At 70.6% G+C, this 20,836-nt stretch carries 5 protein-coding genes and 3 pseudogenes; 2 read left to right on the top strand and 6 right to left on the bottom strand.

Features of this window, described 5'->3' with window-relative positions:
- Positions 1-37 precede the first annotated feature (37 nt).
- Positions 38-901 carry a class I SAM-dependent methyltransferase gene (locus VMT65_RS27625; protein WP_326311367.1) on the bottom strand — a complete coding sequence of 288 codons (864 nt, stop codon included), beginning with the start codon at positions 899-901 and terminating at the stop codon, positions 38-40.
- 35 nt (positions 902-936) lie between these two features.
- Between VMT65_RS27625 and VMT65_RS27620 the strand changes: the two genes are divergently transcribed.
- Together VMT65_RS27620 and VMT65_RS27615 are read left to right on the top strand one after the other, a co-directional pair.
- Positions 937-1,629, top strand: coding sequence for a haloacid dehalogenase type II (locus tag VMT65_RS27620; protein WP_326311900.1), 693 nt, complete (start codon positions 937-939; stop codon positions 1,627-1,629).
- Between the two features lie 56 nt (positions 1,630-1,685).
- Positions 1,686-2,966, top strand: coding sequence for a TerD family protein (locus VMT65_RS27615; protein ID WP_326311366.1), 1,281 nt, complete (start codon positions 1,686-1,688; stop codon positions 2,964-2,966).
- A gap of 21 nt (positions 2,967-2,987) precedes the next feature.
- Here VMT65_RS27615 and VMT65_RS27610 read toward each other — a convergent pair whose 3' ends face one another.
- From VMT65_RS27610 to VMT65_RS38475, 5 genes and pseudogenes are all read right to left on the bottom strand, one after another.
- On the bottom strand, positions 2,988-4,082 hold the full coding sequence (locus tag VMT65_RS27610; RefSeq protein WP_326311364.1) for a TerD family protein: 1,095 nt from the start codon (positions 4,080-4,082) through the stop codon (positions 2,988-2,990).
- A 9-nt stretch (positions 4,083-4,091) separates the two neighbouring features.
- On the bottom strand, positions 4,092-10,169 hold the full coding sequence (locus VMT65_RS27605) for a type I polyketide synthase (protein WP_326311362.1): 6,078 nt from the start codon (positions 10,167-10,169) through the stop codon (positions 4,092-4,094).
- Positions 10,166-17,242 (bottom strand): annotated as a pseudogene (locus VMT65_RS27600) (type I polyketide synthase); the annotation flags it as partial. The gene VMT65_RS27605 and the pseudogene VMT65_RS27600, both read right to left, overlap by 4 nt.
- Positions 17,243-17,263: 21 nt before the next feature.
- Positions 17,264-18,097 (bottom strand): annotated as a pseudogene (locus VMT65_RS38480) (polyketide synthase dehydratase domain-containing protein); the annotation flags it as partial.
- 147 nt (positions 18,098-18,244) lie between these two features.
- Positions 18,245-20,788: pseudogene (locus tag VMT65_RS38475) on the bottom strand (type I polyketide synthase); the annotation flags it as partial.
- Positions 20,789-20,836: the final 48 nt, after the last annotated feature.

The following is a 20,836-nucleotide window of genomic DNA, read 5'->3' as shown; positions in this document are numbered from 1 at the left end:
CCGCCGGGAGTGCGGCTCAGGGAGCTTCAGTCAATCTTCAGGCCGAGCGGGACGCGCACAGGATTCGCACCGGGGCGCGCCCGAGCGAAAGGTCGGGAATCGGTGCCTCGAGGTATTCCGCGAGCAGCCCGGACAGCCGCCACTGCTCGACCGCGTCGAAGCCGAGTGAGCGCAACAGCTCCTCGAACTCGGCCGGTTCGAGGTAACTCAGGAAGGGTTCGTTCAGGGCCGCGATTCGTTCGGCGCGCTCGCGCACGGCCTCGCGTTCCTCGTCGGTGGTGCCGGGGCCGAGGTAATCGGCGACCATCCACACCGGTGGCGTCTGGTCGGCGATGTATCGGAGCGTCTCCACAATGGCCTCGCGGGTCAGGTACATGACCACGCCCAGCCACACGAACACCGCCGGTTCGTCGCGCCGGAATCCGGCGGCGGCCAGACCGGCCGCCAGGGTGTCGGTCTCGAAATCCACGGGCGCGTAGGTGACCGATTCGGGAATCTCGATGCCGGAGTCCGCGAGCATCTCGTGCTTCCACCGCTGCGTATCCGGATGATCGACCTCGAATACCCGGACGTCCGGATACGGATTGCGGTAGCCGAAGGTGTCCAGGCCCGCGCCCAGGATCACCACCTGGCGGGTCCCGGCCGCGACGGCCTTGCCGACGACCTCCTCCGCGAGGCGGGCCCGGGCGGCCAGGAAGTACCGGCGCGCCCGCCGACGCGGATCGTTCCCACCCGGTTTGTCGAGGCGCTCGGTCTCGAACTCCCGCATCCGATCGGCCGTCAGTCCGATGATCCGCGCGGCCAGCGGGTCGGTGAAGACCCGCGGCTCGCCCGAAAGCTGGTGATACGCACGCGCATACGCCGTGGCCAAGGCGGTTCGGCTGGCTCGACCCGTTTCCATGTCGGACAGCCTAATTCGGGTACGGTCGGGGCGTGATCAAGGCGTTGTTGTTCGACGTCCAGGGGACGGCGACCGATTTCCACTCGACCATTCGGGGCGCGGCGCAATCCATTGCCGGGCCGTACGCGCCGGGACACGACTGGTCCGCGTTCGTGAACGAGTGGCGCGCGGCCTATTTCGAGGCGACCTCGCGGCGTCCGGAGCAAGGGCCTTGGGTGAGCGTGGCCACGGTGTACCGCGAGACCCTCGATCCGCTGCTGGACGACAAGGGAATCGCGATGGGCGCGGCCGAACGGGACGAGCTCGCCCGGGCCTGGGCCCGGCTCGAACCCTGGCCCGACACCGTCGCGGGGTTGACGCGGTTGCGCAAGCACTACACCCTCGCCACCCTGTCGAACGCGGATGTCAGTGCGGTAGTGGAGATTTCCCGCCGTGCCGACCTGCCGTGGCACGCCATCTTCGCCGCCGAGATGGTCGGGGTGTTCAAACCCGATCCGCGGACCTACCACCTCGCGGCCCGCTACCTGGGTCTCGAGCCCGCCGAGATCATGATGGTCGCCAGTCACAAATACGACATTCGGGCGGCCGGGCGGTTGGGATTCCACACCGCGTTCGTGGCCCGGCCGCTCGAATACGGGGACCCGGCGCTCGGCGATGCCGAGTTTTCCGACGAGTTCGATATCAATGCCGTGGATTTCCTGGATCTGGCCGATCAGCTCGGCTCCTGAGCGACCTCGAGGCTCCTACAGTGGCAGGGGGACGTTTCGATACGGGAGGGTCGGCCTTGTCCACAACGCTAGTCAAGGGTCAGAACGGGGCATTGAACGCCGCGGAGGTGGTGGTCTCGGTCAAGGTCGCGGCGACCGCCGACCTCTCGGCGCTCTTGGTGACCGAGCACGGAAAGGTGCGCACGGACGCGGATTTCGTGTTCTACAACCAGCCCTCGGGTCCGGGGGTGCGGCTGCGCAACGGCGTGTCCGGGCAGCCCGCCGATCTGGTGGTGTCGCTGGCCCAGGTGCCCGCGGACATCGCGCAGATTCGGGCGGTGATCACCCTGGACCAGGCGGGCGCGACCTTCGGGCGGATCGCCCCGCCGATCGCGGTGGTGGCCGATCCGGGCGGAAATCCCCTGTACGAGTACCGGATCGAGGATCTGCAGAGCGAATCGATCGTGATCGCGGTCGAGCTGTACCGCCGGTTCGGCGGCTGGAAGGTCCGCGCGGTCGGCCAGGGCTACGCGGGCGGATTCGCGGCACTGGTCACCGATCACGGCGTCACGGTCGAGGATGCGCCACGCCCCACCCGGAATCACACTCCTCCCCCACCGCCGCCCACACCCTCGGCGTACCCGCCGCCGCTCGAGCCGACCCAGGCGGCACCGACCCCACCCTCGCCGTATCCCCCTGCGCCACCGCCGAATTCGGCCTACGCACCGCCACCGGCCCCGCCACGGCCCGCCGAGGGCGAGCTGTCGCGCGGCCGCCCGGTCAATCTGTCCAAGGGGCAGCGCGTCACCCTCCGCAAGGAGGGCGGGGTGGCGCTGACCCGGATTCGTATGGGCCTGGGCTGGGATCCGGCCAAGCGCGGCGGGTTGTTCGGGCAGCGCAGCGTCAATATCGATCTGGACGCCTGGGTGGCCATGTTCGCCGACCGGCATCTGGTGGACGTCGCCTACTACGGTCAGCTGACCTCGAAGGACGGTTCCATCCGGCATTCGGGGGACAATCTCACCGGCGAGGGCGGGGTGGGGGACGACGAGCAGATCGCGGTGGATCTGAGTCGCGTTCCGCAGCACGTCAATACGCTGCTGTTCATTGTCACCTCGTATCAGGGGCAGACCTTCGAGCAGGTCAGCAATGCCTACTGCCGCCTGGTGGACGACACCACGCAGGCGGAGCTGGCGCGCTACGCGCTCGCGGGCGGCATGCCGTTCACGGCCATCGCCATGGCGAAGGTGTTCCGCTCCGGCGGGGAGTGGCGGCTGGAGGCCATCGGCGAGGGCTTCCAGGCCAAGCATCCGGGCGAGGCGGTGCCGCAGTTGGGCCGTTTCATCACGCCGGTCTGAGCCCGTGCACCGGGCCGGACCTCAGAGGAACTTGCCGACCTGCGCGGCCGCCTCGACGGGGTGTCCGGCCTGGATCCCATGGCCGAGGGCCTGCACCTTCCACACCCCGTCCTCGCGATGAACCTTGGCCACCACCATGCCGGTGTGCGGGCCGCCCGCGCTCAGGTTGGATCGGGTGAGCTCGGTGCTGGTGGTGCCGTCGATCAAGCGCCAGAAGGCGTTTCGCACCCGTTCGAAGGTGTGACCCGCGTAGGAGGTGATGACGAACACGATGGCGGTGACATGCGGTCCGACACGGGTCAGATCGACGGTGATCACCTCGTCGTCGCCTTTGCCCTCGCCGGTGAGGTTGTCACCCGAATGCCGGATGGCACCGTCCTTGGTGACCAGTTGCCCGTAGTACGCGGCGTCGACGAGATCGTTCCCGGCGTACACCAGCGCCGAGGCGTCCAGATCGATCTCCACCGGGCGCGAACCCCACTTGTGCTGCACGTGAACGGGATCCCAGCCCAGCGCCATCTTCACGAAGGTGAGGTCGGTGCCCGAACGCCGCAGCGCCACCGTGTCGCCGGATTTCAGCACCGGCGCGATGACCGGTGCGGTCGGGCGCGGCGGCTGCTGCGAATTGGCGACGGCCACCCCGTGATCGGCGATCAGGGCCGCGAACCCGCGCGGATGCGCGAAGCCGACCGCGCGGGCGTACCAGCCGTCGGCGCCGCGATCCAGGTCCACCGCGGCGACCGTGGTCTCATTGCCCAGACCCTCGATCACGTACTCGTACAGCGGGTTTCCCCGGTCGTCGGCGATGGCGATGTGAGGCGGCGGGAAATTGCCGAACCGTTTGTCGGGATCGTCGAGGGTGGCCACGATGCGAATGTGGGCCACCCCCTGCGGCACCGAGTTCAGACTCACGGCAATGGCGTTCTGCCCGGGTACCAATTGCACACCGGCCCCGGCGGGTTGGTTGTAGAAGATCAGATCGGTGTCGCCGCGCACGGTCCCGTGATCGGTGAGCAGCAGCGCGGCGAGGTCGATGCCCGCGCTGAAGTGCACCGTCACGGTGACGTCCGCGACGCCGAGTTCCCCGGTCTGCCCCTGCGTGAGAAGTGCGGCCACGCTCCCACTTTATGGGAATGGCCGATCACCCGGCGGCAACGAAGCCATATCGCTTGCCGCGGGGCGCAGGACGTAATTCATTTCCGGGCCTTTGCGTCCGAGTCTGGTCTTGGTGACGAAGGTGCCGCCGAACGCCTCGTAGAACGGGAGATTGGCGTCCTTGCAGATGCCGCCGACCGTCGCGCCGACCTCGTCGGCCTCCGCGACGGCCCATTCGGCCAGGGCCATGCCCACACCGGCGGCCTGCCATTCGGGGGCGCAGGCCAGATAGACCAGCGTGGTGTGGGGTTGCGGGGGCGACACCCGCGCGATGGCGGCATCGACGTGCATGCCGCGGCGCGTCGCGGCGCCCATGGCCCGCAGCAGCAGCGGACCCGAAATCATCTCCCGCCACAGCGAATTGCGGTAGTACGGCGGATACCACAGCAGCGCGGCCACGATCTTGCCGTCGACGGTGGCCACGGCCGCGCCGTCGACGGGCAGGAATCGGTATTTGATCATGAGCCGCACCATGTCGGGGGCGCGTCGGTGCCGCACCGCCGGTTTCGGGAAGACGTATTCCTCGACCGGGTCGTCCTCGTCGAAGGCCCGGGCGACGACCTGGACGATGTCCTCGATATCGGCCTTGGTGGCGCGGCGAATGACCGGGGTGGCGGAGCGGGCGGCCATGGCGCGCAATCGGGTCGCGATCCGGGATTTCTCCGGATCGTCCCAATCTCCGCTCGCCAGAACGGCTTCCAGTTCGTCGAACACCGTGTCGATCGAGCGGGCCGGGACGTCCTCGGCCCGGCCGTCGGCGAGTTGTTCGTGGAGGTGGTCGGCGAGCGCGGTCGCGGTGGGGTGTTGGAAGGCGACCGCGGGCGGCAGCGACAGGCCGGTGGCGGTTTGCAGGCGGTTGCGCAGTTCGACCGCGCCCAGGGAGTCGAAGCCCTGGTCGGTGAAGGGGCGCTCGGGGTCGATCGCGGCGGGACCGTCGTGGCCGAGGACGGCCGCGACATGGCGAATAACGATGTCCAGCACCGTGTGCCGGTCCCGCAGATCCGCGTGCCGCTCCGGCGGAAGCGCGGGTGCCTCGGCCCGTGCCGACGCCGGGGGTCGGGTCCCGCGTGGGCGACGGTCGGTGTGCGGTACCAGGTCTCGCAGCACCGCGGGCAGCAGTCCGCTGTCGGCCTGTGCCCGCAGTTCGGCGGGGTCCACCGCGGCGATCACCGCGTGCGAGATGTCCCGTTCGAGCGCCGCGCGCCACCCCGCGAAGGCCTGTTCATCGGGCATGGCGGTGAAACCGCCGCGACCCAGCCGAGCCACATCGGAGGCGTCGAGGCCGCCGGTCATGCCGCTGGTGCGCGCCCACAGCCCCCAGGCCACCGACTGACCGGACAGCCCGCGTGCCCTGCGGTGCGCGACCAGGGCGTCGAGGAAGGTGTTCGCGGCCGCGTAGTTGGCCTGGCCGGGCGCGCCGATCGTGCCCGACACGGACGAAAAGACCACGAACGCCGCCAGATTCAGCTCCGCGGTCGCCTCGTGCAGATGCCAGGCCGCATCGACCTTGGGTGCCAGGACGGCGTCCACCCGCCCGGCGGTGAGCGAACCGATGGTGCCGTCGTCGAGCACGCCCGCGGCGTGGATGACACCCGTCAGCGGCCGCTGCGCCGAGATGTCGGCCAGCAGCTCGGCCACCGCGCCGGAATCGGTGACGTCGCAGGCGATCACGCGCGCCTGCGCACCGAGCTGCTCGAGTTCGGCGACCAGCGCCGCCGCGCCCTCCGCGTTCGGGCCGCTGCGGCTGACCAGTACCACCGAGGGCACGGCGTACTCGACGACCAGGTGCCGGGCCACGGCCGCCCCCAAACCGCCTGTGCCGCCGGTGATCAGGACCGTGCCATCGCCGAAGGCGGCGGTGGCATCGGCCTGGGCGGTCGGTGTGGCGGGCCGGACGAGCCGGGCGGTGTGCGCGATCCCGTCGCGCACGACCAGCTGGGGTTCGTCCCCGGCCGCGATACCGGCCGCCAGCCGCTCGTCGATGCGAGTGTCGCTGTCCACCAGGACGATTCGGCCCGGGTCCTCCGACTGCGCCGACCGTATCAGCCCCCACACCGCGGCACCGGCCAGGTCGGTGCGGTCCACACCGGGCAGTGCGACCGCGCCGCGGGTGGCGACCACCAGGGTGCGCGCGGCGAACCGCTCCTCGGACAGCCACGCCTGCACCACCTCGAGCATGCGCGCGACCTCGGCGTGGGTCTCGGCCACCACGTCGATATCGGTCCGGTCGCTCCACCCGGTCCCGGCCTCGACCACCACCACCGGTGGTACCGGTGCGTCCGGGACCAGCCGGTCCCACCAACCGACGCTCGAATCCGCCGCGCGGTATTCGCCGAGGTCGGCCGGTGACCACACCGGTTCGAACACCGCATCGGCGGTGCCGTTCGCCGCGGCGAGTTGCCCGACCGGCATGGGTCGGCTCGTCACCGTGCCCGACAGCACCGGCTGTCCCTTCTCGTCGGTCACCCGCAGCGCGGCCGATGCCCCGTCGACGGTCAGATGCGCGCGCAGTGCCGACGCTTCGGACGTGTACAGCGACACCGACTCCCAGGAGAACGGCAGCACCACGTGACCCGCCGGGATCTCGACCGCCCCGGCCAGCAGTCCGGCCTGAATGACCGCGTCCAGCAGGGCCGGATGAATCCCGAATCCCGCACTGTGCACGCCGGTTTCGGGGTCCGGGGCGATATCGGCGAACACCTCGTGGCCACGCCGCCACAGCGCCCGGACGTTCCGGAAGGCCGGGCCCATGGTGTAGTCGGGTGTCAGGACGGTGTGCGCGAGGTCGACCTCGGCCGCCGCGGTGGGCGGCCATACCTCCGATTCGGGTGTGGGCGTATCGGTTCGGTCGGTCAGCAGACCGCGGGCGTGTAGGACCCACTGTCCGTCATGGTCGTGTTCGCCCCGGGAGTAGATCGAGATCGGCCGATGCGGGGTGGCGGGTCCGACCACGATCTGGACGCGCACGCCGCCCGCGGCCGGAAAGACCAGCGGCGCTTGCAGTGTCAGTTCCTCGATGACCGGCGAGCCGGTCTCGGCACCGGCGCGCAGGGCCAGCTCCACGAACCCGGTTCCGGGCAATATCGTGGCCTCCCGGATGGCGTGGTCGGACAGCCAGGGCTGTGTCAGCTCCGAGAGCAGCCCGGTCAGCACGACACCGCCGTCGGCCATCGGCAGGGTCGCGTCCAGCATGGGGTGGTCGACCACGTCCAGGCCCGCCGCTTCGATACCGGCGAGGCCGAGAGAGAGCGGGAGCCAGTAGCGGCGACGCTGGAAAGCGTAGGTGGGCAACGACACCGGAGAAACCGAGCGGGCCGCGTACAGCACCCGCCAGTCGACCTCGACGCCGTTGGTGTACACGCCCGCCAGGAAGTTCAGGAACTGCTCGGTCTCCCCGCGCCCGCGCCGCGCCCCGGCGGCCAGCAGCGATTGCGCCGCGATATCGGCCGACAGGCACTGCTGGGTCATGGCGGTCAGCACGGCGTCCGGCCCGATCTCGAGGAATCGCCGCGCGCCGTATTCCACCAAAGCGTCAATGCCACGGGCGAATTGAACGGTCCCGCGAATGTGCGCGACCCAGTAGTCGGCCGCCAGCACCTCATCGCCCGCGATCCGGCCGGAGAGGTTCGACACCAGCGCGGTGTGCGGCCGGTGATAGGTCACTTCCCGTGCGACAGCGGCGAATTCGTCGAGCATCGGGTCCATGCGATGCGAATGGGAGGCGATCGAGATTCGCAGCCGGGAGGTCTCGCGCCCACGGTCGGCGAACCATCGTTCGACCGCCGCCACCGCGTCCTCGTCGCCGGAAACCACCAGGGAGCCGGGCGCGTTCACCGCGCCGATGGAGACGCGGCCGGCGTGCTCGGCGAGCGCCTCGGCCACCTCGTGCTCGTCGGCCGCTACGGCCAGCATCGCCCCGCCGTCGGGCAGCCGCCCCATGAGGCGACCGCGCGCCTCGACCAGTCGGCACGCGTCCGGCAGCGACCACACCCCGGCGAGGTACGCGGCGGCCAGCTCACCGGTCGAATGTCCCACCAGGACATCGGGTGTCACGCCGAACGATTCCAGCAGCCGGCACAGGGCGACCTCGTAGGCGAACAGCGCGGGTGTGCTGAACTCGATCCGGTGCAGCACGCTGGTGTCGGCGTCGGTGGAACCGTCCTCGCCCCACCGACCGGTGAACATCAGACGCTTCAGCGAGCCGCCCAGCAGTGGATCGAAGTGCTCGCAGACTTCGTCCAGCGTGGCGGCGAACACCGCGAACGCCTCGTACAGCTCGCGTCCCATGCCGACCCGCTGCGCGCCACCGCCGGTGCACAGGAACGCGGCCTTGCGTGAAACAGCGCGCCCGGCAACCGCATTGGCGGCGTCGGTGGCTTCGGCCAGCGCCGCGAGTCCGGCCAGCAGCGCGTCCCGGTCCTCGCCCACCACCGCGCCCCGCCAGTCCAGGCGGGCGCGGGTGGTCAGCAGCGAGTAGCCGATGTCGTCGACGGTCAGGTCGGGGTTCGCGATCACCCAGTGCCGCAGTCGGTCCGCCTGAGCCCGCAGGCCCGCTTCGGTTTTCGCCGAGATCAGCCACGGCGTGAAGCCGGGTGCCACCGGCGCGGCGGGCGCGGAGTCGGCCGTCTCCGCCGGAGCCGCCGCGGCGGGCGCTTCCTCCAGGATCACATGGGCATTGGTGCCGCTGGCCCCGAAGGACGACACACCGGCGCGCCGCACCCGCTCGCCGGCGGGCCACGGTTCGGGGGCCGTGAGCAGTCGCACCGTGCCCGCCGACCAGTCCACCTCCGGCGTCGGCGCGTCGACATGCAGTGTCGCGGGCAGCATTTCGTGCCGCAGCGCCTGCACCATCTTGATGACGCCCCCGACCCCGGCGGCGGCGGAGGTGTGTCCGACATTCGATTTGAGCGAACCGATGCGCAGTGGATCGCCGCTGCGATCGCGGCCGTAGGCGGCGATCAATGCCTGCGCCTCGATCGGGTCGCCGAGCGAGGTGCCGGTGCCGTGCGCCTCGACCGCGTCGATATCGGCCGGGGCCAGACCGGCATTGGCGAGGGCCGCCGCGATCACCTTCTCCTGTGAGGGGCCGTTCGGCGCGGTCAGCCGGTTGCTCGCGCCGTCCTGGTTGATCGCGCTGCCGCGAATGACCGCGAGGATCCGGCGGCCGTGGCGGCGGGCGTCCGACAGTCGCTCGACCACGAGCATGCCCAGGCCCTCGGAGAATCCGGTCCCGTTCGCCACCGCCGCGAAGGCCTTGCAGCGGGCGTCGGGCGAGAGCGCGCGCTGGCGGGCGAAGGCGATCAGCAGGGCGGGATCGGACATGACGGTGACGCCGCCGACCAGCGCGAGGGAGGTCTCGCCCTGGCGCAGGGCCTGACCGGCGAGGTGCAGGGCGACCAGGGACGACGAGCAGGCGGTGTCCACCGACAGCGCCGGACCCTTGAATCCGAAGGTGAAGGCGACGCGCCCGGCGAGAATGCTGGCCGAAACACCCGGGTAGGCCTGACCTTCCGCCTCGGGGGTCAGGCCCGGCGATCCGATGCGCGGACCGTAGTCCTGGTGGATGACGCCCGCGTACACCCCGGTGTCGCCGCCGCGCAGCGTGGCCGGATCGATGCCCGCGTCCTCGAGGGCCTCCCAGGTGGCCTCGAGGTACAGCCGCTGCTGTGGATCCATGGCCTCGGCCACGCTGGGCGGGATGCCGAAGAAGCCCGCGTCGAATTCGCCTGCCTCGTATAGGAATCCGCCCTCGCGGGTGTAGACGGTCCCGGGCGCGTCGGGGTCGTCGTCGAACAGCCGCTCGAGGTCCCAGCCGCGGTCGGCCGGGAAGGGGCCGACCGCGTCGGTGCCGGAGGACACCAGCTCCCACAGCCGCGCGGGAGTGTCGGCGCCGCCGGGGTACCGGCAGCTCATGCCGATGATCGCGAGCGGCTCCCCGGCCCGGTCCTCCAGCTGCTGGATGCGCTTGTTGGCGGTGCGGAGATCTCCGGTGACCTTCCGCAGGTACCGGCTGAGGCGTTCCTCGTTGCTGGTGCTCGGATTGCTCATGCGGGGCCAAACTCCTCGTCGATCAGGTTCAGAAGTTCTTCGTCGGAATGGGATTCGAGGTCGTCGTAGCCACTGCCCGACCAGGTGTCGCCCAGATGCGCGCGCAGCCGCTCGGCAATGCCGCGCAGGGCCGCGACGGTCGCGTCGGCGTTGTCGTCGGCGGCGATGATCCGCTCGACCATGGCCTCGAGGCGCTCGATCTCGCCCGACGCCGCCGCGGCGGGTGGCGCGGGTTGCGCCACGACGGCCCGCTCCAGCAGGTAGCCCGCGATGTCGCCCGCGGTGGGGTAGTCGAAGACCAGGGTCGAGGGCAGCGACAGCCCCGTCACCCGGGCCAGCCGGTTGCGGAACTCCACTCCGCCGAGGGAATCGAAGCCCAGCTCGTCGAAACCTTGATCGGGCCGGATATCGTCCGCCGACGCGTAGCCCAGGACCGCGGCCACGTGTTCGCGCACCAGGTCCAGGACGACCCGGTGGCGCTTCGGTTCCGCCACGCCTTGCAGCAGATCGCCCAGCGAGGGTTCGACTGTCGCGGTGGCGGCCGGTCGGGCGGGGGTGCGCACGAACCCGCGCAGCACCGCCGGGACCGGACCACTGTGCGCGGCCAGGCGCAGTTTGCCGGTGTCCAGGTGAACCGGTGCGACCACCGGTTCCGCCGTGGTCAGCGCTTCGTCGAACAGTCGCAGGCCCTCGGCGCGGTCCAAGGGGATCAGACCCATGCGGTCCAAGCGGCCGAGGGCGTGACGGTCCAGGGCACCGGTCATGCCGAGATCGGGCTGCCACGGACCCCAGGCGAGTGCGAGCGCGGGTAGCCCCGCGGCGCGCCGTCGCAGGGCGAGGGCGTCCAGGAAACCGTTCGCGGCAGCGTAATTCGCCTGTCCCGGCGATCCGATCAGGCCGGCGATCGAGGAGAACAGCACGAACGCGGACAGATTCAGGTCGCGGGTGAGCTCGTCCAGATGCCGGGCCGCCTCGGCCTTGGGCGCGAACACCCGGTCGATCTGCCGATCGGTGAGCGTGTGGAACGTGCCGTCGTCGAGTACGCCCGCGGCGTGCAGGACTCCGGTGAGGGGGTACTGCGCGGGGATGTCCGCCAGCAGGTTCCGCACGGCGTCGCGATCGCCGACGTCGCAGGCCGCGACGTGAACCTCCGCACCCAGGATCGTGAGGTCCGCCACGAGTTCCGTTGCGCCATCGGCCTGTTCGCCCCGTCGGGACACCAGCAGGAGCCGTCGCACCCCGTGCGCAGTGATCAGGTGCCTGGCGAGCAGCGCACCCAGTCCGCCGGTGCCGCCGGTGATCAGGACCGTTCCGGTACCGAACGAAACACGCTCGCCGACAGTGGATGTCACCGGCTCCAGGCGCGGTGTCAGGACGCGGTCGCCCCGCACCGCCAGCTGCGGCTCCCCGGTGGCGAGTGCGGTTCGGATCGTCTCGGCCGAAAGGTGCTGTGCGTCAGCGGCGTCGAGTAGCGCGATGCGGTCGGGGTACTCGGTTTGGGCGCTGCGAATCAGACCCCAGACCGCGGCCGAGGCGGGATCCGGCGTCTCCTCCGCCACGACGGCCGCACGGGCGGTCACCACGACGAGCCGCGATCGCGCCCAGCGGTCCTCGGCCAGCCAGCCGTTCACCGTGCGCAGGGCGGTTTTCACCCGGTCGCTCGCCGACTCCGTCGAATCGAGCTGTGCTTGTGCCGATTCGGCCCATACGACGACATCGGGAACGGCCGGAGCCGCGGCGAGCGCGGCGAGATTCGCGTACCTCTCCACGATTCCGGGCACCTGCGCGGTTCCGAGGACGGCCACACTCCCGGTGGGGATGTGGCCACCGGACTGCTCGATCGCCGTCCAGCGCAGCCCGTACCGGGCCGCGCGCCCGCCCGCCCGTGCGGCATCGAACCGCTCGACGTCGTAGGAGCGCATGACGACTTCGTCGACGGAGACCACGGGATTGCCGTCCTGGTCCACGGCCACGACGCTGATGGTCTCGGCACCGCGCTGAACAGCCATCACCCGCAGCGAGGTGACCCGGTGCGTGGCGTGCAGTCGCGTCGCACCCCAGCGGAACAGCAGTTTGCCCTCGGCGGCATTGCCCTCCCCCGTCCAGATCAGGCAGACGAGTCCGGCGTGCAGCGCCATATCGAACAGCGCCGGATGCAGCTGGAATCCCTCCGCGCGGACGTCCGGGTTCAGCGTGACCTCGGAGAAGATGGTGTCGCCCCGTCGCCACGCGCCGTGCAGGCCCAGGAACGAGGCACCGTATTCCAAGCCCGCGACTCGGGCGACCTGCGCCGGAATCCATTCGGGTGCCACCGATTCCGCGTCGACGGGCGGCCAGGGCTCGCCGCGCAGCCGGTCCATGAGGTCGTCGGCGATCGGTTCCGAACCGCTCAGGACACCGCTGGCATTGCGCGTCCAGTCGCCGTCGGCGGCGGTGCGGTAGTGGAAGGTGAACGATCTGCGTCCCGCCGAATCCGGTTCCCGCACCAGCACTTGCAACTCGACCTCGCCGTCCGCGGGCGGGAGGATCGGGGCTTCGAGGGTGAGCTCCGCTACGCCGTCGCAGCCGATGCGCGCACCCGCTACCAGCAGCATCTCCATGAGCGCGGCGCTGGGGACGAGCACCACACCGTAGGTGGTGTGGTCCGCGATCCAGGGGTGGGTGCGCAGCGACAGCCGCCCCGTGAACAGCCACTCGTCGCGGTCCGCCACGCGCACCACGCCGGTGAGCAACTCGTGGTCCTCGGTCTTGCGCGGCTCTGAGACGCTCGGCTCCAGCCAGAACCGCCGATGTTCGAAGGCGTAGGTGGGCAGGGCGATTCGCGGTGTCGGCCGGTCGGCGAACAGCCCAGTCCAGTCGACGGCCGATCCCGCGACGTGCGCCTGACCCAGCATGGTCAGGAACTGTTCGACCTCGTCGTGGTCCCGGCGGGCGGCCGCCGCGACCACCGATCGAGCCTCGATGTCCTCGGGCAGGCTCTGCCGCGTCATCGCCGAGAGCACCGCGTCGGGTCCGATCTCGAGGAATCGGCGCACCCCCGACGCCACCAGCCTCTCGACACCCGGTGCGAAACGCACCGTGGCGCGCACCTGGGACGCCCAGTACCCGGGCTCGAGGATCTCCGCACCGGCGGTCTCGCCGGAAACATTGGATACCAGGGGAATTCGCGGTTCCGCGTAGGTCACCCCGGCCGCGACGGTTCCGAACTCCGCCAGCATCGGCTCCATTCGATGGGAATGGAACGCATGGGATACGCGCAGCCGATTCGTCTTGCGGCCCAGCTGGGTGAAGTGCCGGTCGATTTCCGCCACGGCCGTCTCGTCGCCCGAGATCACCACGGCGGCAGGCGCGTTCACCGCCGCGATCGAGATCCGCGCGCCGAATTCGGCTATCGCCGTGGCGACTTCGGTTTCGCTGGCGGAGATCGCGAGCATCGCCCCGCCCTCCGGCAGCGCCTCCATCAGCCGCCCGCGCGCCGCGACCAGTGCGCACGCGTCCTCCAATGACCACACCCCGGCCACATGGGCCGCCGCCAGTTCGCCGATCGAGTGGCCCAGCACCATATCCGGGACGAGGCCGAACGACTCCACGAGGCGGTACAGCGCCACTTCGAACGCGAACAGGGCGGGCTGGGTCAGTCGTGTTCGATCCAGCATCCCGGTGTCGTCACCGACTCCCCGGTCGTCGACCAGGTGTCCGGTGAACATCACCTCCTTCAAGGAGCATTCGAGCAGCGGATCCAAGCGCGCGCACACCTCGTCCAGCGCCGCGGCGAAGACCGGGAAGGCCGCGGCGAGTCCCGCGCCCATACCGACCCGCTGCGCGCCCTGACCGGTGAACAGGAAGGCCGTCTTCCCGCCGCCGACGGTGCCGGAAACCACTCCGGCAGTGGCAGATTCGTCGACGAGCCGGGCCAGTCGCGCGAGCAGTTCGTCGCGGTCGCGGCCCAGGATCACCGCCCGCGACCGGTGCTGGGACCTGGTCGTGGCGAGCGCGTGCGCCACGGCGGCCGGGTCGGTGTCGGGGTGGTCGATCAGCCAGTCCCGCAGTTTCGCGGCCTGCGCTCGCAGAGCCGTCGGGGTTTTGGCCGACAGCAGCCACGGCAGCATCGGGGCGGGGCGGTCACCGCGCGCGGGCTCGACGGCCGCCGGACGGGCGGGCGCTTCCTCGAGGATGGCGTGGGCGTTGGTGCCGCTCACACCGAACGACGACACCCCCGCTCGCCGCACCCGGCCACCGCTCGGCCACGGCTGGGCCTCGGTCAGCAACCGCACCGCGCCCGCGGACCAGTCCACGTGCGGGCTCGGCTCGTCGGCATGCAGTGTCCTGGGCAGGGTTTCGTGGCGCAGCGCCTGCACCATCTTGATGACACCGCCCACGCCCGCCGCGGCGACCGTGTGGCCGATATTCGATTTGATCGATCCGATCCGCAGCGGCTGCGCCCGGTCCTGTCCGTAGGCCGCGATGAGCGCCTGGGCCTCGATCGGATCACCCAGTGTCGTGCCGGTGCCGTGTGCCTCCACCGCGTCGATATCCCGCGGGGCCAGACCGGCATTCGCCAGGGCCGCCGCGATCACCCGCTCCTGCGAGGGACCGTTGGGTGCGGTCAATCCATTGCTGGCCCCGTCCTGGTTCACCGCGGTTCCGCGCACGAGAGCGAGCACGTTGTGGCCCAGGCGTTTCGCGTCGGAGAGGCGTTCGAGCACCAGCACACCGACGCCCTCGGCGAAGGCCACGCCGTCGGCCGCCGCCGAGAAGGCCTTGCAGCGCCCGTCGGGCGAAAGTCCGCGCTGCCGTGCGAAATCCACGTACAGGTAGGGACTCGCCGCGACCGTCACGCCGCTGGCCAACGCCAGCGAACTCTCGCCTTGGCGCAGGGCCTGGCAGGCCAGGTGCAGCGAGACCAGCGACGACGAACAGGCAGTGTCCACGGTGACCGCCGGGCCCTCCAGACCGAGCACGTAGGCCACGCGCCCGGACATCACCGAACTTGTGGTGCCGGTGAGCCGGTACCCCTCCAGGTCGCCGCCCACCCGGTCGACATAGCCCGAATAGCCCGCGCCGACGTAGACTCCGGTGTCGCTGCCGCGCAAGGCATCCGGGTCGATGCCCGCGTCCTCGAGCGCTTCCCAGGACACCTCGAGCAGCAGCCGCTGCTGGGGATCCATGGCGGCGGCCTCGCGCGGGCTGATGCCGAAGAAGGCCGGGTCGAAATCGCCCGCGTCGTAGAGGAATCCGCCACGGCGGGTGTAGACGGTTCCGGGCTTGTCCGGGTCCGCGTCGAACAGCCGCTCGAGATCCCAGCCGCGATCGGTGGGGAAGTCGCCGGTGGCGTCGGTTCCGGAGGCCACGAGATCCCAGAGCTGTTCGGGTGTTCGGACGCCGCCGGGGAACCGGCAGCCCATGCCCACGATGGCGATCGGCTCGTCGGCCCGGAGGCGGCGGGCCACCGGTTTGGCGGGTTCGCTCACGGTCGGCTCGATGCTGGCTCGCACCAGTTTCGCGACCGCCGCCGGGGTCGGGTGATCGAAGACCAGCGTCGAGGGCAGCCGCAGGCCGGTGGCCTTGCCGAGTCGGTTGCGGAATTCGACGCCGCCGAGGGAATCGAAGCCGATCTCGTCGAATCGCTGGTCGGCACGGATATCGGCGGCCGAGTCATGGCCCAGCACCGCGGCCGCCTGGGTGAGCACGAGCTCGAGCACCAGCTCGCCGCGTCGCGCGGGTGGCGCGTCCGCCAGTTGCGCGGCCAGTGAATTCGCGGCGGCCGCCGGTTGCGTCGGGCGGGGTGCACGGCGCACGAATCCGCGCAGGACGGCCGGAACGGCGTCGACGTCGGACTCACGCCGCAGGGCGCTCGCATCGAAGTCGATGGGAGCCAGACGCGCGTCCGAATGGGTGAGCGCCGCATCGAAAAGCTCGATGCCCCGGGCGTTCTCGACCGCGCTCAGGCCCCAGCGCTGCCATCGGGCGAGCGCGGCGCGGTCCATTCCGGCGGTCATGCCGCCGCTCTGGTTCCAGGGCCCCCACGCCAGCGCGGTGGCGGCCAGCCCGGCGGACCGACGCCGCTGCGCCAGGGCATCCAGGAAGCCGTTGGCCGCGGCGTAGTTGCCCTGCCCCGCCGCACCCAGCACGGTCGCGATCGACGAGAACAGCACGAACGCGGTGAGATTCAGCTCGCGGGTCAGCTCGTGCAGATGCCACGCGCCGTCGACCTTCGGAGTCAGCACCCGGTCCACCTGGTCCGTGGTCAGCGATTCGACGGTGCCGTCATCCAGGATTCCCGCGGCGTGCACGACGGCGGTGAGCGGATTGTCGGGAGTGATGCTCGCCAGCAGCTTCACCACCGCATCGCGGTCGGCGATATCGCAGGCGACGACCCGGACCGTGGCCCCGGCCCGCGTCAGTTCGGCGACCAGGTCGTCGACGCCGGGGGCGGCCGATCCACGGCGTGAGGTCAGAACCAGCTGGCGCACACCGTGTGCGGTGACGAGATGGCGGGCGAACAAGGCTCCCAGTCCGCCGGTGCCGCCGGTGATCAGGACGGTACCGGCGCCGAACGACGGCCGGGCTTCCCGCTCCGAAGTCGAGGAAGCACGCGCCAATCGGGGTACCAGCAGTTCTCCGCCGCGGATGGCGACCTGGGGCTCACCCGAATTGACCGCCGCCGCAATATCTTCCGAATCCGCGGGCCGGGTCGGATCCTCGTCTAGGAGTATGACGCGGTCCGGATGCTCCGATTGCGCGCTGCGCAGCAATCCCCACACCGCCGCGGCGGCCGGATCGGGAGCTTCATCGGATACGCCGACGGCACCGGTCGTCACCACGACCAATCGCCCGTCGGCCGGACGGTCCTCGGCGAGCAGCGCTCGCACCGCCGCCAGCGCACCGTGCACCTGTGCGCGCACCGAATCCGGACTGCCGACATCGGCTCCCGGAACAGTGGCGGCGATCGGCCGCCACACCGTCGTATGCCCGGACACCTCCGGCAATCGGTCCACGCCCGCAGTCGATTTCGCGAGCGGCTCCCAGTCCACCCGGTACAGGCTCGCCGCGTCGCCGACGAGGCTGCCGCGGAACTCCTTCACGTCGTAGGACCGCATGACCACCGCGTCGACCGACACGATCGGAGTGCCCTGCGGATCGATGGCCGCGACGGAGATGGTGTCCGGTCCGGTCGCGGTCGCCATGACCCGCAGCGCGGTCACCTCGCTCGGCCACCGGCCGCCCGATCGATGGAAGCGAGCACCACCCCAGCGGAACAGCAGTTTGCCGGAATCGGTGTCGGAATCACCGTCACGCCAGAGCAATTCGGCGAATCCGGCGTGCATGACCAGGTCCAGCAGGGCCGGGTGCAGATCGTGGCGTCCCGGCTCGGCGGCCGCCTCGGTGTTCAGCTCGAGCTCGGAGAACACGGTGTCGTCGCGTCGCCAGACGGCGCGCACACCGAGGAAGGCCGGGCCGTATTCGAGTCCGGCGAGCTTCGCGATCCGCTCGGGAAGTGTTGCGCCGTCGATGCTTTCGGCCTCGACCGGTGGCCACGCCTCCTCGCGCAGTCGCTCCGACAGCTCCGACCGGCCCTCCGGCTCGGCCCCGAAGACACCGGTGGCATTGTGAATCCAGTCCGCCTCGGCGGAGGTGCGGAAGTAGAACTCGAACGGCCGACGCCCGGATTCGTCCGCCGCCTGCACCAGCACCTGCAGTTCGATCTCGTCGTCGGCCCTCGGCAGGATCGGCGCTTGCAGGGTGAGCTCTTCGACCGCACCGCAACCGATTCGGCGGCCCGCGACGAGGAGGAATTCGATGAAGGTCGCGCTCGGCACCACCACGACGCCGTAGGTCATGTGATCGGCGATCCACGGATGCGTGCGCAGGGAGAATCGGCCGGTCAGCAACCATTCGTCGGAGCCCGCCAAACCGACCACACCGGTGAGGATCGGGTGGTCCGTCGGCGTGTGCGACGCTTCGCCCGCACCCGAGAGCCAGTAGCGGCGATGCTGGAAGGCGTAGGTGGGCAGGGGAATTCGACGCGTCGCGCGATCGGCGAACCACGGCCGCCAGTCCACCCGCGCGCCCGCGACATGCGCCTGCGCCAGGGCCGTCGCGAACTGTTCGGCCTCGGCGGCCGACCGCCGGGCCGTCGCCGTCACCGACGACACCGCGTCGATCTCGGGGTGCCGGGCGAGGCAGTCACGGGTCAGGGCGGCGAGCACCGCATCGGGGCCCACCTCGACGAAGTGCCGCGCGCCCGCCGCGACGAGCGCGTCCACGCCCGGCGCGAACCGCACGCAGCCGCGGAGTTGACGCACCCAGTACTCCGGGTCGGTCACCGCGTTCCCGGCGAGCTCGCCGGACACGTTCGACACGATCGGCACCCGCGGCGCGCGGTACTCGACCCGGGCGGCCACGGCGCGGAACTCGGCCAGCATCGGATCCATGCGTGCCGAATGGAAGGCATGGCTGACCCGCAGCCTCTTGGTCTCGAGACCCTCGGCGGCGGCGAGCCGCTCGATCTCCTCGACGGCCTCGGCATCGCCGGACAGAACCGTCGCGACCGGACCGTTGACCGCCGCGATCGAGACGCGGTCGGCGAAACCGGCAACCAGGTCGGCGGCGCGGCCTTCCCCGACCGCCACCGCGAGCATCGCGCCGCCGACGGGCAGCGCGCCCATCAGCCGACCCCGGGCCGCGACCAGCGCGCACGCGTCGGCGAGCGACCACACGTCGGCCACATAGGCCGCGACCAGCTCGCCGATGGAATGCCCGATCAGCAGATCCGTTGTGACACCGAAGGATTCGAGCAACCGGAACAGCGCGACCTCGAACGCGAACAAGGCCGGTTGCGTGAATTCGGTCCGGTCCAGCGCACCGTCGCCGTCGGCGAACATCAGCGCCTTCAGCGAGCGACCCAGCAAGGGATCGAAATGCGCGCAGATCTCGTCCAATGCGGTCGCGAACACTGGGAACGCCTCGTACAGGCCCGCGCCCATGCCCACCCGTTGCGCGCCCTGACCCGTGAACAGGAACGCCGTTCGACCGGAACGGGCAGTGCCGTCGATGGTTTCGTACGCACCCGAGGCCAGATCGGCCAGCGCGGCGAGCAGTTGGTCCCGGTCCCGTCCCAGGGCCACACCGCGCCGCTCCAACTGCGCCCGCGATGTCGCCGACGAGTACGCCACCTCCCAGAGGTCGGCGGCGGGGTCGTCGATCAGCCGCTGCCGCAGTCGATTCGCCTGGGCACGCAGAGCTTCCTCGGATTTGGCCGACACCGGCAAGGGAACGATCTCGGCCGCGATGGGTTCGGCCGCCGGTACCGGCTCGCTCTCGGCCGGGGCGGGCGCTTCCTCGAGAATGAGGTGGGCATTCGTGCCGCTGGCTCCGAACGACGAGACCCCGGCGCGCCGAATCCGCTCCCCCACCGGCCACGGCTCGCTGTCCTGCAGCAGCCGCACCGTTCCGGCCGACCAGTCCACATGCGGGGTGGGTTCGTCCACGTGCAATGTCTTCGGCAGCATGCCGTATCGCATGGCCTGCACCATTTTGATCACGCCGCCGACACCCGCCGCGGCCGAGGTGTGACCGATATTCGACTTCAGCGATCCCACCCGCAGCGGTTCGCCTTCCCGCTGCTTGCCGTACGCGCCGATCAAGGCCGACGCCTCGATCGGGTCCCCGAGCATGGTGCCCGTGCCGTGCGCCTCCACGGCGTCGATATCCGACGGGGTCAGACCGGCATTCGCCAAGGCAGCCGCGATGACCCGTTCCTGCGACGGGCCGTTGGGGGCGGTCAGGCCATTGCTCGCGCCGTCCTGATTGACGGCGCTGCCGCGGATCACGGCCAGCACCGTGTGCCCGAGCCGCTGGGCGTCCGACAGCCGTTCCAGGACGAGTACGCCGAGGCCCTCGGAGAAGCCGGTGCCGTCGGCGGCCGCCGCGAACGCCTTGCAGCGCGCGTCGGGAGAGAGCGCCCGCTGTCGCGCGAACGCGATCAGCAGGGACGGATCCGACATGACGGTCACGCCACCGGCCAGCGCCAGCGACGTATCGCCCTGCCGCAGCGCCTGGCACGCCAGGTGCAGGGCGACCAGTGACGACGAGCAGGCGGTGTCGACGGAGATGGCCGGGCCCTGGAAACCGAAGGTGTAGGCGATGCGGCCGGACAGCACCGCATTCGAAACACCCAGGTAGGCATGGCCTTCGGTCTCGGCGGTGATGTTCGGTCCGCCGATGCGGGGGCCGTAGTTCTGGTGGATCACCCCGGCGAACACACCGGTGTCGCCGCCGCGCAGCGATAGCGGGTCGATTCCCGCGTCCTCCAACGCTTCCCAGGATGCCTCCAGCATCAGACGCTGCTGGGGATCCATGGCGGCGGCCTCGCGCGGGCCGATTCCGAAGAAGGCCGCGTCGAAATCGCCTACGGCGTCGAGGAATCCGCCGTCGCGGGTGTAGATGCCGCCCGGCGCATCGGGATCCGGGTTGAACAGCCGGTCGAGATCCCATCCGCGATCGGCCGGATATCCGCCGATGGCGTCCACACCATCGGCCGTCACCCGCCACAGATCCTCGGCGGAACGCACACCGCCGGGGTACCGGCACGCCATGCCGACGATCGCGATCGGTTCGCGCGACCGGTCGGTGAGCGCGCGCAGCTGTTGTTTGGTCTCGTAGAG

Source organism: Nocardia sp. CDC153 (assembly GCF_035818515.1).
In the GTDB taxonomy this organism is placed as follows: Bacteria; Actinomycetota; Actinomycetes; order Mycobacteriales; family Mycobacteriaceae; genus Nocardia.
The sequence above is the reverse complement of the archived record's forward strand: the minus strand, read 5'-3'. Positions and strand labels throughout refer to the sequence as shown.